Raw genomic sequence first — 14,946 nt, forward strand, 5'->3', positions numbered from 1 at the left:
TCTCCTTCATTAGCGATCGCTTGCTTTTCACTCAAAGTTAACTACCAATTACCAATTAATACTTTTTCACCCTTTGAATAATCCAATACGCCAAAATATTGACAATTAACGTGATGACAAACAAAACTAGCCCAGCATAAAATAAAGAGGACTTTTGCAATCCAGATGCCTCGGCAAATTGATTAGCTAGTAGAGAAGCGATTGTATTTGCTGGTGCTAAAATTGAAAAACTTAAATTATTACTATTTCCAATTACCAAAGTAACAGCAATTGTTTCTCCTAACGCCCGCCCCAGACCTAGCATAATACCACCCACAATACCTGAAAATGCGGCTGGGATTAGAACGCTAAAAATTGTTTGCCAGCGCGTCGAGCCGATGCCATAAGAACCCCATCGAAGTTCGCTAGGAACGGCAGCGAGGGAATCGCGGGAGATGGCTGCAATAATTGGTAAAATCATAATCGCCAGGACGACTCCAGCAGGTAACATACCTGGTCCCGCGTACTGTGTGGCAAATAGGGGTATATAACCGAAATTATCGTGGAACCACCTGCCAATCGGTTGCAGAAACGGGATCAAAACATATATGCCCCACAAGCCATAGACAACACTGGGAATTGCTGCTAGCAGTTCTACCAAAAAAGTCAGTGAAGTCCGAATTGACAATGGTAAAAAATTTTCGCTCAAAACGATCGCACACGCTAAGCCAACTGGAACAGCTAATAGCAATGCGATGAAGGAACTTACTACTGTTCCATAAGCCATAGGCAGTACGCCATAGAGTTCTTCAACCGGATTCCAAGCAGCAGTTGCGAGAAATTCTAAGCCAAATTGTTGAATCGCAGGGATAGAATTCCAAGCTACTTGTCCGGCTATCCACAACAGAACTCCAGCTACAGCTAGTGCTAGTATTCGTGTAGTCCAAAAAAAACTTCGATCTATTGTTTTTTCAGTTCCAGACCGCGCTTCTTGCGCTGTCATCTGGGAGTTATTAGTTGTAGTATTCATTTTTCATCTCAAGTAAAAGTCAAAAGTAACAAACTTTAAAATACAATAATGAAATTGAATTAAGCTGTTTAAAACTGTTATTGACTACTTTAATTATTTTAGAACTAACTTTATTGCTAAAATATTGCCGCCTGAATTGAGTTCTAGGATGTCTAATCTTACTTCTAACTAACAAAGCAGATTCTATCAAGCTTGTTTGGCTACCGTTCTTCTTGCTTGCGATAGATTTATACTAAAGTTTGGCAAGCAATATCTATATCTTTAGTTCTAAATATTTCAAAAAGGCGTATTTTGCTAATAAGATTAATAGAAATATAACTTGAATTTTACCTCGTCTTAATATTTAATAGGTAATTTATGCAGCAATTCTCGATTGCATACATGACATTTATAGGGATAAATACAAAGCTGTGCGCTCCTACTATAGGAATTCAGTTTGATTATTGAAAAAATCTAAGTACAGGTAGGGTGGGTTACGCGATCGCGTAACCCACCAAAAACTTATAGTGGTGCGTTAGCCTTTGGCATAACGCACCCTACGTATATTTCAAAAATCGAATATGAGTTCTATAGGCTTCAGTCTGATATTTCAATAAAGCTAGCAATCCGAACTCAGTTATAAAAATAGAATTGATGTTATCCTTCTTCTGGTGCTACTTCATCAGTTGCTAATTGATGAGTCAGCCATCCGGCAAACTGCTTTTGAAAATCCTTAGCCTCTATTTCTAGTTTATTATCTTTATAACTTTGACCTGCCCTTCTGAATTCTTTAAAGTAAGCATATCCAAACTGAGTTTCCCCACCAAGGCTCTCGCATTGCCGCGCATGTACGAGTTCGTGAGCTAATAATGCCAGTTGAACGGGATCGCCAGATTTATAGGAGCCTTCAAGGTAAATGCGATCGCAATAAGTCTGAGCAATCGCATCAACTTGTCCAATATCTATTTTGAAATCAGCATATAACCAGCCATCCATCAATTTAGCATTGTAGGCGATTGCCACGCGATCGACTAAATCGCCAAAATAGATGCGTAAATACTGTTTTTGCAGATCGTCTAATGCTCGACCACTACCGTTATTCGCATACATCCACCGAGCAGCGGCTTGATATGCTACTATCCCTGCTTGACCCCATGTTTCTTCAGTCAAGATTTCTGTATATTTTTGAAAGTATAGGTTACAACTTATGTCTGACCAATGACAGTTATGAGTTCGATTTCCTGTAAGCTTTGAACTGCCAAAAAATAGGATAATTAATGCCAATAAAATAGCGAGCGAACCGAATTTGAAAACCCTTTTTCTTTTCATAAGATCGACCTGTATTCTTGAAGATCGGTTTGCTCCGCTTACTATTAATGTGATGGTAGTAAGTCGCGATCGCAAATTAGACTTTTTCAGAAAATCTTCGCACTGGCGTACTAGAGGAGTTATCCGAGCAATAGCTGGAATGAATTTAGTTCAATTAATTGTATTCTTGAGGATAGCTCTGAATAGTGCAAAACTCGTGGAGAATTGTAGGTATTAAGATAAATGAGTAGTGCGGCAAAGTATGCGAAAGCTCAATACTGACAACTCGTGGATTGAGCGAGTAGCCAGGTTCGGCTATGCAGTTAAAGGAGTGGTTTACTTAATTGTCGGTTTGCTAGCAATGCCTGTAGCACTCGGCATTGGTGACGAAGCACCTGGGACGAGTGATGTTCTCCAGATAATTGTGACGCAACCATTTGGTAAATTTTTGCTGACGGTAGTGGCTGTCGGTTTAGCTAGCTATGCAGTTTGGCGTTTCTTTCAAGCGTTTGTAGATCCTGAATATCAAAGCAATAATGCTAACAGAGTTATCCCCCGCCTGGGCTACGCGATTAGCGGCGCGAGTTACGCAGGTCTAGCCGTTACTGCCGTACAGATTATTGCTGGTGTATCAAGTGACAATCGTTGGAGACAGGACTGGACGGCACGTTTGCTAGCACAACCCTTTGGACAATGGCTGGTCGGGATTGTTGGAGTCGTGGTGCTAGGCATAGGCGTTTCCTTTGCGTATGTAGCCTTTACCGAACGATTCCGTCAACGGCTGCAATTAAAACAAATGAGTACTGCCCAGGTAAAATGGGCGATGGGTATCGGTAGATTTGGTGTTACTGCCCGTGGCGTTGCTTTCGGTGTTATCGGTCTGCTTCTGATTCAAGCCGCCGTTCAGTCCGACCCAGACGAAGTTCAAGGACTGGGTGGGGCGTTGCAAACGCTAGCAGAAGAAACATTTGGTCGCTGGCTTTTGGGTATTATTGCAGTCGGTCTGATTGCTTATGCCATCCACTTGCTGATCCTGGCACGGTATCGACGGATTCGGATCTGATGAGACTGTATGGGTAGTTTTGTCTACTAATTCACTGTACAATCTCAATTGACTGAGCGATCGCCGCAGCTCTGCCCTCATATTTTGCTTTTAGTTCGGGTTGTAGCTTAACACCCAAATCTTTTTCAATCTCTGCTGCAACGAACTTGCGAATCGTTCCAGTCACTCGGACAGTCTCACCTGTATCAATAGCACCAGTAGCGCCTACAACTAACAACTCTTTACCACCAATAAATTCTTGGTCATCAAGTGTAAATGCATTGCGACTAATAACTCGTTCAACTTTGCCACTGATGGTAACGTTCTTACCGATAAATGGGGCTGGTTCCTCAGCAACTTCACCTGGCTCTGGTGTTAGGGTAATTGCCGTAGCGACAAGTAGAGGCTTACCCTTAAATTCTGCTTCCAACTGCTGAGCCAAATTCAAATCCAACTGTTTCTCAATTTCCGATTTAGAGAACTGACGAACTGTGCCTGTTACTTGGATGTTACTGTCGTTAACTATGGGAGAATCACTGAGATTTACAACTAGTAATTCTGGATCGTTAAAGAAGCCATCCCCCTCAATAATAAATGCCTTTAGACTGATGACTTCTTCGATTTCTCCGCTGACTGTCACGGTCTTGCCTATAAGGTTGGCGTTAGGTCGGTTGGTAATTTCATTAATCGTCATGCCAGTATTGGAACCATTCGAGTTAGTCATATTGCAGGCAGTCAGAGCCGATAAAAGCAACAAGGCGATTGCGCCATTATTCCACATTTGAGTCGAGTCTCTCCACCAGTTTTCCACTATCTAGATCTATTCTTAACGCAAGGCTAGTAAAGCTGTTGATTTACAGAAGTTTCTGGAGCGCAACTATGCCTTCGGTGGGATGAAGGATCGAGCAGTAATACCACCGAAACTTATTTTCATTTGTGATGTCCGCAGATGAAAGTAACAAGATTCCTTACCATCAGATCGATGAAACTCACGTTTTTGAGAAGGAGAATTTTGATGAAAAGCTTAATCTATTCCACAATGTTTACTTTGGCAGCTGCAACGACAACTATTGGTCATTGGTCATTTGTGAATTGCTGATGACCGATGACAGCTTTCGTACACGATCTCAGATTGCCATACGGTAAAAAATTGAATCAATAGGCTAAAAATGTTGCCACACAGAAGAAACAAGGCGATCGCCAAACGCAAGTTTGCCTCTAAGTTAATTTCTTGGGTAGCGATCGTTATCCTATTGCTATCGCTATCAGGACTACCGAGTTGGGCGCGAAACACTCCAGCTGACGTACAAGTTATCGATCGCCAACCCCAACAGCCTATTACTGAACCAGAGCAAACTGTACCTGCGGCTCCGAGTGCGCCTGGATTAAACGATCCGCAAGAGTTTGAAGCATTTGTAGACAATTTCTTTCAAGAGGAGTTGTCAAAAACTCATGTCCCAGGCGGCGTTATTTCTGTAGTGAAAGATGGCAAGCTCTTTTTTGCTAAAGGTTATGGTTATGCCAACTTAGAAAAGAAAATCCCAGTTGAAGCAGATAAAACTCTGTTTCGCGTTGCCTCGCTTTCCAAACTGTTTACAGCTACAGCAGCAATGCAGTTGTACGAGCGGGGACAGCTGGATATACATGCTGATGTCAACAAGTACCTGACGGACTTTCAAATCAAAAATCCTTTTTCTGAGCCAGTCACGGCTGCCAGAATGATGCTGCATACAGATGGTACGACAAAACGACGGATTGGACTTGCCGCTCGTACTGCCCAGGAAATGGAGCCACTAGGAGACTATCTAGCCGACCACATGCCACCTGTTGTCTGGCAACCTGGTGAGTTATACAGTTATTCCAGCCACAGCATTGCTTTGTTGGGATATCTCGTGGAGAAAATTTCTGGTACTCCCTTCGCTCAATATATTGATAAAAACATTTTTCAACCGCTCCAGATGCGGCGAAGTACCTTTCTTCAGCCGCCACCACCCCCTTTAGCTAACGATTTGGCAGTAGGTTATCAGTACCAAAGCGGCAAGTTTAAACCCGTCCCCTATCTGTATCTCAACATTGCTCCAGGTGCGTCAATGCAAGCTACTGCAACAGATATGGCTCAATTTATGCTGGCTCACCTATTGCAAGGTCGCTATGAAAACTCCCGCATTTTAGAGGAAGATACAGTGAGGCTAATGCACGAGCAGCACTTCACCCACCACCCCCTATTACCTGGTACTGGCTACAGTTTTCGCGAACGGTTGGAAAATAATATCCGTACAATCGGACACTTAGGTAGTTTGCGGGGGTATTCTAGCTCTCTCACCCTCATGAGCGATCGCAACATCGGTATTTTCATTGCTACCAATAGCTTTAGTGGGATACATGGCAAGCTATTGACTCAGTTTTTCGATCGCTATTTTCCCGCTCCCCAGCAACAAACAGTCAAGAAACCTCTGGCTTTAAGTGCAGAGCAGCTCGAACGATTCACCGGAACTTACCGAGATCTAGAATATCCTCGCCATACCTTCGCTAAGCTCACCGCTCCGTTTGCACATATTAATATCAAGCAAGGCGACAACGGTACTCTACTCGTTAGCACTCCTGGTTTGTTCTTCGTTGGCGATGCTCCAAAGATCCAGTTAGCTCCCATCGAACCATTGCTATTCCGGCGAGTTAATGATGATGCTTTCACAGCCTTTGAGCCGGATGAAAGCGGTTGGATTAAATATGCGTTTAATCCCCTGTGGGCTAAAATTGGAGCCTACGAGCATGTACCTTGGTATGAAACAAGTTGGGTGCAGCTAGGGATCTTAGGATTTTGTACAGTCGTATTTCTATCAGCTATCTTGGTTTATCCGGTTGCGCCTTTATTTCGGCGGTTGCGTGGTAAGCGGTTTCAAGTAAAGCGGCAGTTGCGTTGGGCTTGGATACTAGCAGGTTTAATCGGTACTTTAAACTTAGCTTTCCTGATTGGCTTTCCTCTATCGATCTGGCTGTATGGCTTTTGGCGACTAGTATACGGCGTGCCTCCTGTGGCGATCGCATTTCTTTGCATTCCCTTACTTACCACTGTTTTGACACTAGGATTGTTTATCTTTACCGCTTTGGCTTGGCAGAATAATTACTGGTCTTCCTTGAGGCGATCGCACTATTCCTTAATTACTCTAGCTGCTTTAGTGTTTATTCCCTTTCTGACCTACTGGAATTTATTAGGATTTCAGTTTTAACACTTGAATTATTCAGACTGAAAAATAGTAAGTCAAACTAACTACTTCTTTGGGCGTAATTGTGCTAGCGTTTGACATTTTCCCCGAATTTTCCACTATTTATTCTTACTGTCGATAAGTAAAGAGTAAACAGGAGTTTATCGTGTTTAAGAAACCGAACCGTAAAAGTGTGAGTTCTCATTTAAGCAAGGGCGATCGCTCTGTTCGATCGTGGAGTGCTAAAGGAGCATTTGCCTTAGCCGCGATCGCGATCGCTATGCCTACAGGTTATCTCAATGCCGGAGAAGTAACGCGAAGCACAAACAAAGAAAACGTTATTGCTCAAGTCAATAATCAAAGAACGCCACAAGAGCGCCGGAACGTCACCTCTGAAGAATTAGCTGATAAATTCAAAGCTATGGTTGGTAAAAGAGTAACCGTCAGAGGTAGGTTTCTAGAAAAAATTGGGAACAATACCTTTACTATTGCCGACGAAGAATTTCTTGGCGTTGAACCGATTTTAATCGTAAATCTTTCTGGCAATCCACTAGATATTCCGTCTAATGGCATAGAAGTGCAAGCAACAGGCGTAGTTCGGAGTTTTTCGCTGGCTGAGATCGCAAAAAGATACAACCAGCAATTCGATCGCGCTACGTATGCTCAATACGAGAACGATCCGGTAATTATTGCCCGCTCGGTTGCTCCAGCTCCAGAACCAGAGGAGATAACTGGCAACCCCACCCCCTACTACAATAGACGACTTGCCGTACCTGGTAACGTTGAGCGCGTCTATAGTCCTAATGCTTTTGTACTGGAAAACAATTTGCTAGTTTTGAATCCATATCCAAAACAGGCTGCGAGACAAAGAGTGACTCAAGGTGAGAAAGTAGTTGCAACTGGGGTGCTAGATCGGCTGGTTATCGCTGATATAGAACGGGAATATGGCTTCACTTTAGACGCTGGTATACGAAAACAACTGGAAGTAGATTACGCTGACAGACCCGTGCTGATTATCGATAACGTGTATCCATCCGCAGTTGAACAATAGATAAATGGCGAGTGGGAGAAATCTCGCTCGCACTCAATCGGGTAATTATTCCTAATTATTTTGTCGTCCTTGCCATTTATTCATCACATCTTTAACCAAGACTTCTTTGAGCCAAATCTGTAACGCTATCAACAGCGGGATAGCGAGAAACAAACCTAAAAAGCCGAATAAGCTGGCAAAAACTACCACTGATAATATGGTAAACACAGGCATTAGATTCACCTCTTGTTTCATAATTAAGGGAACTAAAACCAGGCTTTCAAACTGCTGAATTACAATATAAAGTAATATAACTGCTCCTGCCTTCCAGGGAGCATCAAGCAGGGCAAGCAGTGCTGGAGGAACGACGCTCAAAGTTGGTCCCACATTAGGAATGAATTCTAACAATCCGGCTAAAGCAGCATTGACTAAAGGTAGTGGTACTCCCAAAATTGACAGCCCAATCAAAGAGACTATACCAATAACAACCATTGCTATAAGAGTGCCTTCGATCCAACCAACTAAGGATTCCTCGGTTTCTGACAAAATTTCGTCAATTCGTCGTCGATAAAAGTTAGGAAAAGCTAAGATAAAAACCCGTCTGTACTGGGAGGGGTTCGCCAATAGCATGATGGTCAGAACTAAGAATAGCAGCAAGCTAAGAACAACGGTAAGCGAGTTATTGAGGATGACAAAGAAGTTACCTAATAATCGTGTTATCCATATTTGAAGCTGTTGTGGAATATTCTCCAATACGCGGAGCTGTTCAAATATTGCTCCTGGGATCGTAGATTGCAACCAATTCAACCAAGCCGCTATTCTTTCTGATGTTTGGGGCAATACACCAACTAATTGTTGTAACTGATCGACAATGCGCGGCACGATGAACGCAAAAAAGCCAACAATGACTGCTAGTAAAACCGCAATTGTAATTGCAATAGCAAATCCACGTTTAATGCGGTATTGCTGCATTCTTCGCACAACTCGATTTAAAACTGTTGCTAAGACTACAGCTGCAAATAACAGTAAAACGACCTGCTGAATTTGCCAAAGAATATAAAGAGAGATCGCCAAGGCAAGTAAGCCGAGCCATTGACCTAAGCGCACAATACTACCTCCAGAGATTGCTTTTTTGAGCGGTTGGCTCTCACTGATTCCAACCCAGACGAACATCTCTTAAATCAGTGACCAGTGACCAGTAAACATGACTTTCTGCTGCGGGAGTCAGAAACCGCCAGCTCAAGATTGGTGGCGAGTTTCATTCAAAAATCATCACTACCATTACCATACGTCTACTTCTCCCAATTGTAAGTACGCTATCTTCGACGCTCACCTACATGGCGTTAATTTTATTCAACAAACTGACGGTTTTCAGGCTTTGTTGCGAGAAATGGACAATATTTGTCCTGATGGCAACCCCGATCCAAATTGGAGTGAAATTACGGAGAAACATAGCGATCGCATCTATTTAGGTTCAGATATTTTCGGTCATTTTGAAACTTTAGCAGCAGATATTTCTCGATATACGCCATTTCTCGATTGTTTGAGCAAAGAAACACGCGATCGCGTTTGCATGTTAACTGCTGAAAAGTTGTATGCATCAACCGCCGCTATTGGCGATCGAGAAAGTTGGTAGAGTGCAACTTAGCGAAAAGATGTTGTATCGTTACGAGGACGATAATCTGGGCAATCGATAGCTCGCCTAGTTAAAACAACAGATGGATTTACCGCACACTTGAGATGCGGGTTCATGCAATAAAAATGACAATTCATGCAGGGAAGTTGATGAAGACGACTCAAAAAATCGCTAGCAAGGCTTTGTTCTCTTTTGCGTGAGATCTGAAAAATAATTAGTACCCCTGCTGCTATTGCTAAGTAAATAGGTAAAACAATTCCTGTATATTCAGCGGGATTTACTACATCTATTTTTTCTCTAGTTAGCTGTCCCCCTTCTGGTTTTTCTGTAATTAAATTTGTTCTTTCCAAGCTTTTTAGGTTTGTAGTTTCTCTGTGAAGATTTTTCTGAGATGCCATGTGTTCGATCGAATCGCTAGCATTCATACGATTTACTCCCTGAGATTAAACAAAATTACGTTCTACTTCACTAGCAGTATAGTTACCAAGAGTTGTCCCTTCTTTACCTACAATCGCTGCAGAAGAATAATCGTAAGTACCGGAGTCAAATCCAGAACCGAAAAGAGCGAGTCTTCGGTCTGGATATTGAGGATCGATTTGTTTGCAGTTGTTAATCTTTCCTTTGAACTATTGCAACTGACTCAGATCTAAATTGGGTGGTAGGAGAACTTCGTTCACTGCATGGATGACTCCATTGCTAGCTTGAATGTTTGGTTGAATTACTCTGGCATCGTTGACGGAAATTTGATTTCCAGCCGGATCGATTTGAATGTTTACAGGTCTTTCTGCCAGCGTTTTCAATTCTCCCGCCGAGAGTTCTTTGGCGGTTTGTTGCTCAGGAACCAAGTGATACATCAAAATTTGCATCAGAACTTCACTATTTTCTGGCTGTTGCAACTTTTTCAAAGTTCCTTGGGGTAGAGCTGCAAATGCCTCGTTGGTAGGAGCAAAAACTGTAAAAGGTCCTCGTTTTTGCAAGCTTTCTGCTAGCCCCGTAGCTTTTAATAAAGAAGTCAGCGTGGAAAAAGATTCGTTTGAGGTTGCTACTGCAACCAAGTTATTTGCAGCTGTCGCACTAGAAGTTTGAGGAGTTTGAGTATTTGGGGTGGTTTGACTCACATTACTATTGCGACCCACAATATACTGAGTTGCTGCTACATTACTAGCTAGCGGTTGTACCTGCCCTAGTCGTACTAAAGCTTGGTACAAGTGAGCTGCGGCTTCTGCTCTCGTCAGCGGTTGTTGTGGATTGAGTTGTCTGACATTGGGGTAATTAACGACCAGGTTAGCTTGGGTTGCGGCTGCAACTTCACCTGTAGCATAAGCTGGAACTGCTTCAGCATCTAAATAAGAAGTACTGATAATATTCTGGAGAGAGCGATCGCTCGTCAAATTTAAGCCATTTGCTAAAGCAACGATCGCCTGTAACTTAGTAATATCCTCCGCTGGCTGAAAAACTCCTCCAGGTACGCCTCCCATAAACCCCGTTTCGTATGCTGACTCAATCGCCGCCGCCGCCCAGTAGTCGGGTGGGACATCTTTAAATCCAGGTTCAGTTAACTGACGTACTGACTTTTGGTTGAAAGCTTTTTGAATCATCGCAGCAAATTCAGCTCGCTGTACGGGCTGTTCTGGTCTGAAAGTCCCGTTGGGAAAGCCAGTAATGATGTTTTTAGCAGCTAGGGCTTGAATAAATGGTTGCGCCCAATAGTCAGCCCCAACATCAGAAAAGTTAGTCGTTGTACCTTGAGCGGGAGATGGAGAAGCAGGAGTTGTAGAATCTTGTGCGAAAGCAGATTGCGAAATTGTGTTTGGACTTACAACACCAATTGATATCCCAAAAGCTAGCAAGGCGGTGCTTAAAGCAGATCGACGAAATAAACTCTTCATGGAATCCTTTTTTGTGATGTTCTAGTTAAAATTGGATAATGTTTGATAAATTTAAAATCAACTCGAATAATCCACCAGCGACCTCGATCGCATCAACTATCGAGTTATCTGTTGAACTAGCTATCTTCTTGAGGTTAAGTCGTAATAGTGGAAAACTGGTGGAGAAGTTGAAATAATTTTTAATTGAGAAACAATTTCCCTAAATCTGTTTTGTCGGGAGTTTCCTGTATTTGCTTCTCCAACTCTTCTAAAAGCTGACACAAACGCAGACAACTAGTAGAGCGATGCTCCAGAGGAGCCGTTTCGCTAACGCCATTTTTGGCTTCTAACAAAGACTCGATCTCTTGAGCCAAGTGCGAGGCTTGAGTAAAACCAAAACTGCCTAAAGCACCTGCTAGTTTGTGAGCTTCTCGCACAGCTTGTTTTTGCAACTCAGGCGAAAGCGTACCGCGACATAAAGCTTCTACCGCTTGCTCTAACACCGCGAGGCGATCGCCGATTCCTGCTGTAAAAACTTCCCTAAATTTGACGACTACTGATAAAACTTCTTGCTGCATCTCATCCAAATCCGACGCAGTTGGTTCTGGATGAGAAGTTTCTGAATCTAGAGGTTTGAGACGATAGCCCAAACCGTAAACTGTTTCAATAAAATCCGTGGGCGCACCAGCAGTTTTGAGTTTGTGACGCAAGCTTTTGATGTAAGACTTGATTGTGTTCTCCTGCGGCGGGTCTTCTAAATTCCACAGGCGATCGACGATCGCGCTGCGGCTAAATGTCCGTCGCGGGTTGCGGAGAAACAGCTCTAACAGTGTATACTCCTTTGGAGTTAACGGCAAAACTTGCTGCCCGTATGTCGCCTCGCAGCTACTCGGATCGAGCCGCAGATCGCCCCATTCTAATACTGGTGGTAAAGCGGTACTACCTCGACGCAATAAAGCGCGGACGCGAGCGATTAATTCGGGAAAATCAAACGGTTTGACGACATAATCATCCGCACCAGCATCTAATCCCACAACTTTATCAGAGCTGCTATCTTTCGCCGTCAGCATCAGAATTGGTATGCGATCGCCTTTTTGCCTTAGTTGCCGACATAAACTCGTACCATCTAGTTTAGGCAACATGACATCGAGCAAAATTAAATCGTAGCTGAATGCTGTGGCTAATTCCCAGCCCTCTTGACCGTCAGTGGCAATATCAACAAGACAATGCTGCTGTTGTGCCAGCGTTGCCGCAACAGCTTGAGCTATGGAATTATCGTCCTCAACCACGAGAATTTTCATCGGCGATCGCCTACCTCTGATGAAATTATTTGTGACAACAGTAGACTCTCTAACTCCACTAAAGACTTTTTTAGCTGCACCAAACATCTATCAAAAGTAACGCAGCTTAATCTTTAGACAGATAGAATACTACATTAAATCTCCTCAATTTTATTGATAGGGATGCCCTACACCCCACACCCCACACCCCACACCCTTCTTAAAGTTTTCCAGCCATTTTAGCTAAACTCGTCACCACAGCTACTAATTCAGCTGCTCTGATTGGTTTAGCGACGTGGAGCTGAAACCCTTCTGCTAGGGCTTTGGTGTAATCTTCTTCTCTGGCATATCCTGTGAGTGCTACGGCGGGAATAGTTCCGCCCAGTTGGGGTTCCAGTTCTCTGATTTTACGGATCAGCGCATAGCCATCCTCCCCTGGCATTCCAATGTCGCTGATGAGTACATCCGGTCTTTGTCGTTCTATTGCCTCAAGTGCCTCCTCCACCGAACCAACGGCAATAACTTCTGCGCCTGACTCTTCCAGTACGATCGCAATCCACTGCCGCGCGTCAGCTTCGTCATCCACAACTAATACTCGCAAGCCATGAAGAGAGGGGTGAGGAGTGAGAAGTGAGGAGTGAGGGGTAAGTTTTTCTTCTGCTTCCCCTGCTCCAGATACTCTTTCTGAAATGGGGAGTTCGATTGTAAATGTAGTACCTTGTCCTCTGCCTGGACTATCGACGCGAATTGTGCCACCGTGTAGTTCGATTAAGTGGCGGGCGATCGCCAAACCCAAGCCCAAGCCTTTATTCGATCTAACGCTCGTGCTATCTGCCTGACGAAAGCGATCGAAAACGTAGGGGAGAAATTCAGGACTGATACCTATGCCCGTATCGGTAACTTGGATTTGGGCAAAGTTGGTAGTTGGTAGTTGGTAATTGGTAGTAGACGCTGGCGCTACACTGCGTGAAGGTAGTTGGTCTTCAGTTAAACTTTTGACTTTTAACTTTTGACTTTTGACTTTTTCCAGCCGCACCTCAACTCTTCCCCCTTCAGGAGTAAATTTGATTGCATTGGAAAGTAAATTCCACACCACTTGTTGCAAGCGTTCTGCGTCACCCCAGATAATGGATGAGCGATCGCTATCTCCCGACTCCCGATTCCCGACTCCCGACTCCCGCATAAATTCCAAAGCGATCGCTTTCTCATTAGCAGTTGGCTCTACGACTTCAATTGCTGCGGTGATGACTCTGGCGAGATCGACTCGATCGAAATTGAGCGGAATATCTCCCCTGACAATGCGGGAAATATCGAGCAGGTCTTCAATGAGTTGCATCTGCAAGGTGGCATTGCGCTCGATTGTCTCCATTGCTAGAGTCGCTCGACCTTCATCTAACATACCCGTTTGCAACATTCCAGCCCAACCGACGATCGCCGTCATCGGAGTACGTAATTCGTGGGACACTACAGCTAAGAAATCATCCTTGGCGCGGTTGGCTGCTTCGGCTTGGGCGCGGGCAGCTTGTTCGCGTAGTAGCAATTCCTCCCGTTCTTCTTCAGCTAACTTGCGCCCTGTAATGTCTTGCATAATTTTGGCAAAACCCCGCAGATTTCCACTCTCATCTCGCAAGACAGTGATGATGCAGTGAGTCCAAATGTACGTACCATCCTTACGAATATGCCAGCGATTCTCTCTCGAAAAACCTTCGGCGATCGCCATTTGTAGCACTTGGGCGGGTAAGCCTTGCCGTATTGCTTCTGATGTAAAAATCCGCGCAAAAGGTTGACCGATGATTTCTGCCTCTGAGTAGCCTAGCATCCGCTCCGAACCAACATTCCAACTAGCAAAGATCCCGTTTGGGTCTAGCATGAAAATGGCGTATTCTGTGACTCCTTCTACTAATATGCGATAGCGTTCTTCGCTGCGGCGCAGGCTTTCTTGGCTTTGACGTAAAAACTCATAATTTTGTTGGGCTTCCCGCGCATTGCGTTCGGCTATTTCTTGGGTAGAGCGCAATCTTGTGTTGAGGTAGCTAATCAGTAGTGCTACTAGCACAAACTGGAGTAACCCATCGATCCCATCTCGCTCGACTGCCAGCGAATAAAATGGGGGAACAAAGAAGTAGGCACACAATACAGAGGACAATGCAATGGCAAATAATCCAGGTCCCATACTGCCATACCAGGAACTCACCATCACCGCAGCTAGGAATAGTGGATAGAGATGAGGCTGGATCAGCCACCAGATCAGTTGTGTTAAGAGAAAAGCAACAGCAACGGCGATAACAGCAACGCCGTAGCCCTTAAAGTGACGTATCGAACCGAGCATATTCTACAATTTGGGCTGGCATTTCTATGTTGGCGCAATCGGTTGACTCATCGCAGGTAATTTGCTTGTCATTCTTTTCTGCCCGACTTTTCCACTTTTGCACCCTACCTTAGAAAACGTAAGGTTCTCAAGACCTACGCCTTTTCTGAAGTTCGACAGTTGTATAGGTAGTATATCTCACACACACTCCTGCTCATTGAGGCACTAACTCTAGAGTCAGCAGAACTGTCTGTATGACTCTAAATCTCACAACCGAGCAATA

Annotated in this window: 13 protein-coding genes; 4 read left to right on the forward strand and 9 right to left on the reverse strand. The window is 44.0% G+C overall.

The annotated features are described in order from the left end of the window. Positions 1-55: 55 nt before the first annotated feature. Together pstC and QH73_RS22460 are read right to left on the reverse strand one after the other, a co-directional pair. Positions 56-1,009, reverse strand: coding sequence for a phosphate ABC transporter permease subunit PstC (gene pstC, locus QH73_RS22455; protein WP_039714374.1), 954 nt, complete (start codon positions 1,007-1,009; stop codon positions 56-58). A gap of 636 nt (positions 1,010-1,645) precedes the next feature. Beyond that, positions 1,646-2,158: an eCIS core domain-containing protein gene (locus QH73_RS22460; RefSeq protein WP_236147134.1), complete on the reverse strand. Its 513-nt coding sequence runs from the start codon at positions 2,156-2,158 to the stop codon at positions 1,646-1,648. Positions 2,159-2,558: 400 nt separating this feature from the next. Between QH73_RS22460 and QH73_RS22465 the strand changes: the two genes are divergently transcribed. After that, entirely contained in the window at positions 2,559-3,359 is an 801-nt protein-coding gene (locus QH73_RS22465; RefSeq protein ID WP_039714373.1) for a DUF1206 domain-containing protein, read from the forward strand. A 31-nt stretch (positions 3,360-3,390) separates the two neighbouring features. Here the strand turns inward: QH73_RS22465 and QH73_RS22470 are convergent, their stop codons facing one another. Then, positions 3,391-4,119 (reverse strand): hypothetical protein, encoded by a 729-nt coding sequence (locus QH73_RS22470; RefSeq protein ID WP_052289887.1) that lies wholly within the window; start codon positions 4,117-4,119, stop codon positions 3,391-3,393. Between the two features lie 388 nt (positions 4,120-4,507). Between QH73_RS22470 and QH73_RS22475 the strand changes: the two genes are divergently transcribed. Together QH73_RS22475 and QH73_RS22480 are read left to right on the forward strand one after the other, a co-directional pair. Further along, complete coding sequence (locus QH73_RS22475; RefSeq protein WP_201278293.1) at positions 4,508-6,565, forward strand: serine hydrolase domain-containing protein; 2,058 nt, start codon at positions 4,508-4,510, stop codon at positions 6,563-6,565. Between the two features lie 142 nt (positions 6,566-6,707). Next, entirely contained in the window at positions 6,708-7,592 is an 885-nt protein-coding gene (locus QH73_RS22480; RefSeq protein ID WP_132867480.1) for a hypothetical protein, read from the forward strand. Positions 7,593-7,643: 51 nt separating this feature from the next. Here the strand turns inward: QH73_RS22480 and QH73_RS22485 are convergent, their stop codons facing one another. After that, positions 7,644-8,744, reverse strand: coding sequence for an AI-2E family transporter (locus QH73_RS22485; protein ID WP_201278294.1), 1,101 nt, complete (start codon positions 8,742-8,744; stop codon positions 7,644-7,646). A gap of 31 nt (positions 8,745-8,775) precedes the next feature. Here QH73_RS22485 and QH73_RS27920 point away from each other — a divergent pair, with 31 nt between their 5' ends. Beyond that, positions 8,776-9,207 carry a hypothetical protein gene (locus tag QH73_RS27920; protein ID WP_039714370.1) on the forward strand — a complete coding sequence of 144 codons (432 nt, stop codon included), beginning with the start codon at positions 8,776-8,778 and terminating at the stop codon, positions 9,205-9,207. Positions 9,208-9,215: 8 nt separating this feature from the next. Here the strand turns inward: QH73_RS27920 and QH73_RS22495 are convergent, their stop codons facing one another. The 5 genes from QH73_RS22495 to QH73_RS28975 form a co-directional block, all read right to left on the reverse strand. Beyond that, positions 9,216-9,632, reverse strand: a complete 417-nt coding sequence (locus QH73_RS22495) for a hypothetical protein (RefSeq protein ID WP_132867481.1) — start codon at positions 9,630-9,632, stop codon at positions 9,216-9,218. A 201-nt stretch (positions 9,633-9,833) separates the two neighbouring features. Further along, positions 9,834-11,096 (reverse strand): fasciclin domain-containing protein, encoded by a 1,263-nt coding sequence (locus QH73_RS22500; RefSeq protein ID WP_039714369.1) that lies wholly within the window; start codon positions 11,094-11,096, stop codon positions 9,834-9,836. A gap of 179 nt (positions 11,097-11,275) precedes the next feature. Beyond that, positions 11,276-12,463: a response regulator gene (locus QH73_RS22505; protein WP_132867482.1), complete on the reverse strand. Its 1,188-nt coding sequence runs from the start codon at positions 12,461-12,463 to the stop codon at positions 11,276-11,278. A gap of 112 nt (positions 12,464-12,575) precedes the next feature. Then, positions 12,576-14,684 carry a hybrid sensor histidine kinase/response regulator gene (locus QH73_RS22510; protein ID WP_039714368.1) on the reverse strand — a complete coding sequence of 703 codons (2,109 nt, stop codon included), beginning with the start codon at positions 14,682-14,684 and terminating at the stop codon, positions 12,576-12,578. After that, on the reverse strand, positions 14,659-14,787 hold the full coding sequence (locus QH73_RS28975; protein WP_286194168.1) for a hypothetical protein: 129 nt from the start codon (positions 14,785-14,787) through the stop codon (positions 14,659-14,661). Before QH73_RS28975 ends, QH73_RS22510 begins: the two co-directional genes overlap by 26 nt. Positions 14,788-14,946: the final 159 nt, after the last annotated feature.

It is taken from the genome of Scytonema millei VB511283, from assembly GCF_000817735.3.
GTDB lineage: Bacteria > Cyanobacteriota > Cyanobacteriia > Cyanobacteriales > Chroococcidiopsidaceae > Chroococcidiopsis > Chroococcidiopsis millei_B.

Excerpts from the sequence above, each read along its gene's own strand:
- QH73_RS22465 (WP_039714373.1), top strand. The coding sequence starts at position 2,559 with ATGCGAAAGCTCAATACTGACAACTCGTGGATTGAGCGAGTAGCCAGG.
- QH73_RS22510 (WP_039714368.1), bottom strand. The coding sequence starts at position 14,684 with ATGCTCGGTTCGATACGTCACTTTAAGGGCTACGGCGTTGCTGTTATC.
- QH73_RS27920 (WP_039714370.1), top strand. The coding sequence starts at position 8,776 with ATGACTTTCTGCTGCGGGAGTCAGAAACCGCCAGCTCAAGATTGGTGG.
- QH73_RS22475 (WP_201278293.1), top strand. The coding sequence starts at position 4,508 with ATGTTGCCACACAGAAGAAACAAGGCGATCGCCAAACGCAAGTTTGCC.
- QH73_RS22485 (WP_201278294.1), bottom strand. The coding sequence starts at position 8,744 with ATGTTCGTCTGGGTTGGAATCAGTGAGAGCCAACCGCTCAAAAAAGCA.
- QH73_RS22470 (WP_052289887.1), bottom strand. The coding sequence starts at position 4,119 with ATGTGGAATAATGGCGCAATCGCCTTGTTGCTTTTATCGGCTCTGACT.
- pstC (WP_039714374.1), bottom strand. The coding sequence starts at position 1,009 with ATGAATACTACAACTAATAACTCCCAGATGACAGCGCAAGAAGCGCGG.
- QH73_RS22500 (WP_039714369.1), bottom strand. The coding sequence starts at position 11,096 with ATGAAGAGTTTATTTCGTCGATCTGCTTTAAGCACCGCCTTGCTAGCT.
- QH73_RS22505 (WP_132867482.1), bottom strand. The coding sequence starts at position 12,463 with ATGTTTGGTGCAGCTAAAAAAGTCTTTAGTGGAGTTAGAGAGTCTACT.
- QH73_RS22495 (WP_132867481.1), bottom strand. The coding sequence starts at position 9,632 with ATGAATGCTAGCGATTCGATCGAACACATGGCATCTCAGAAAAATCTT.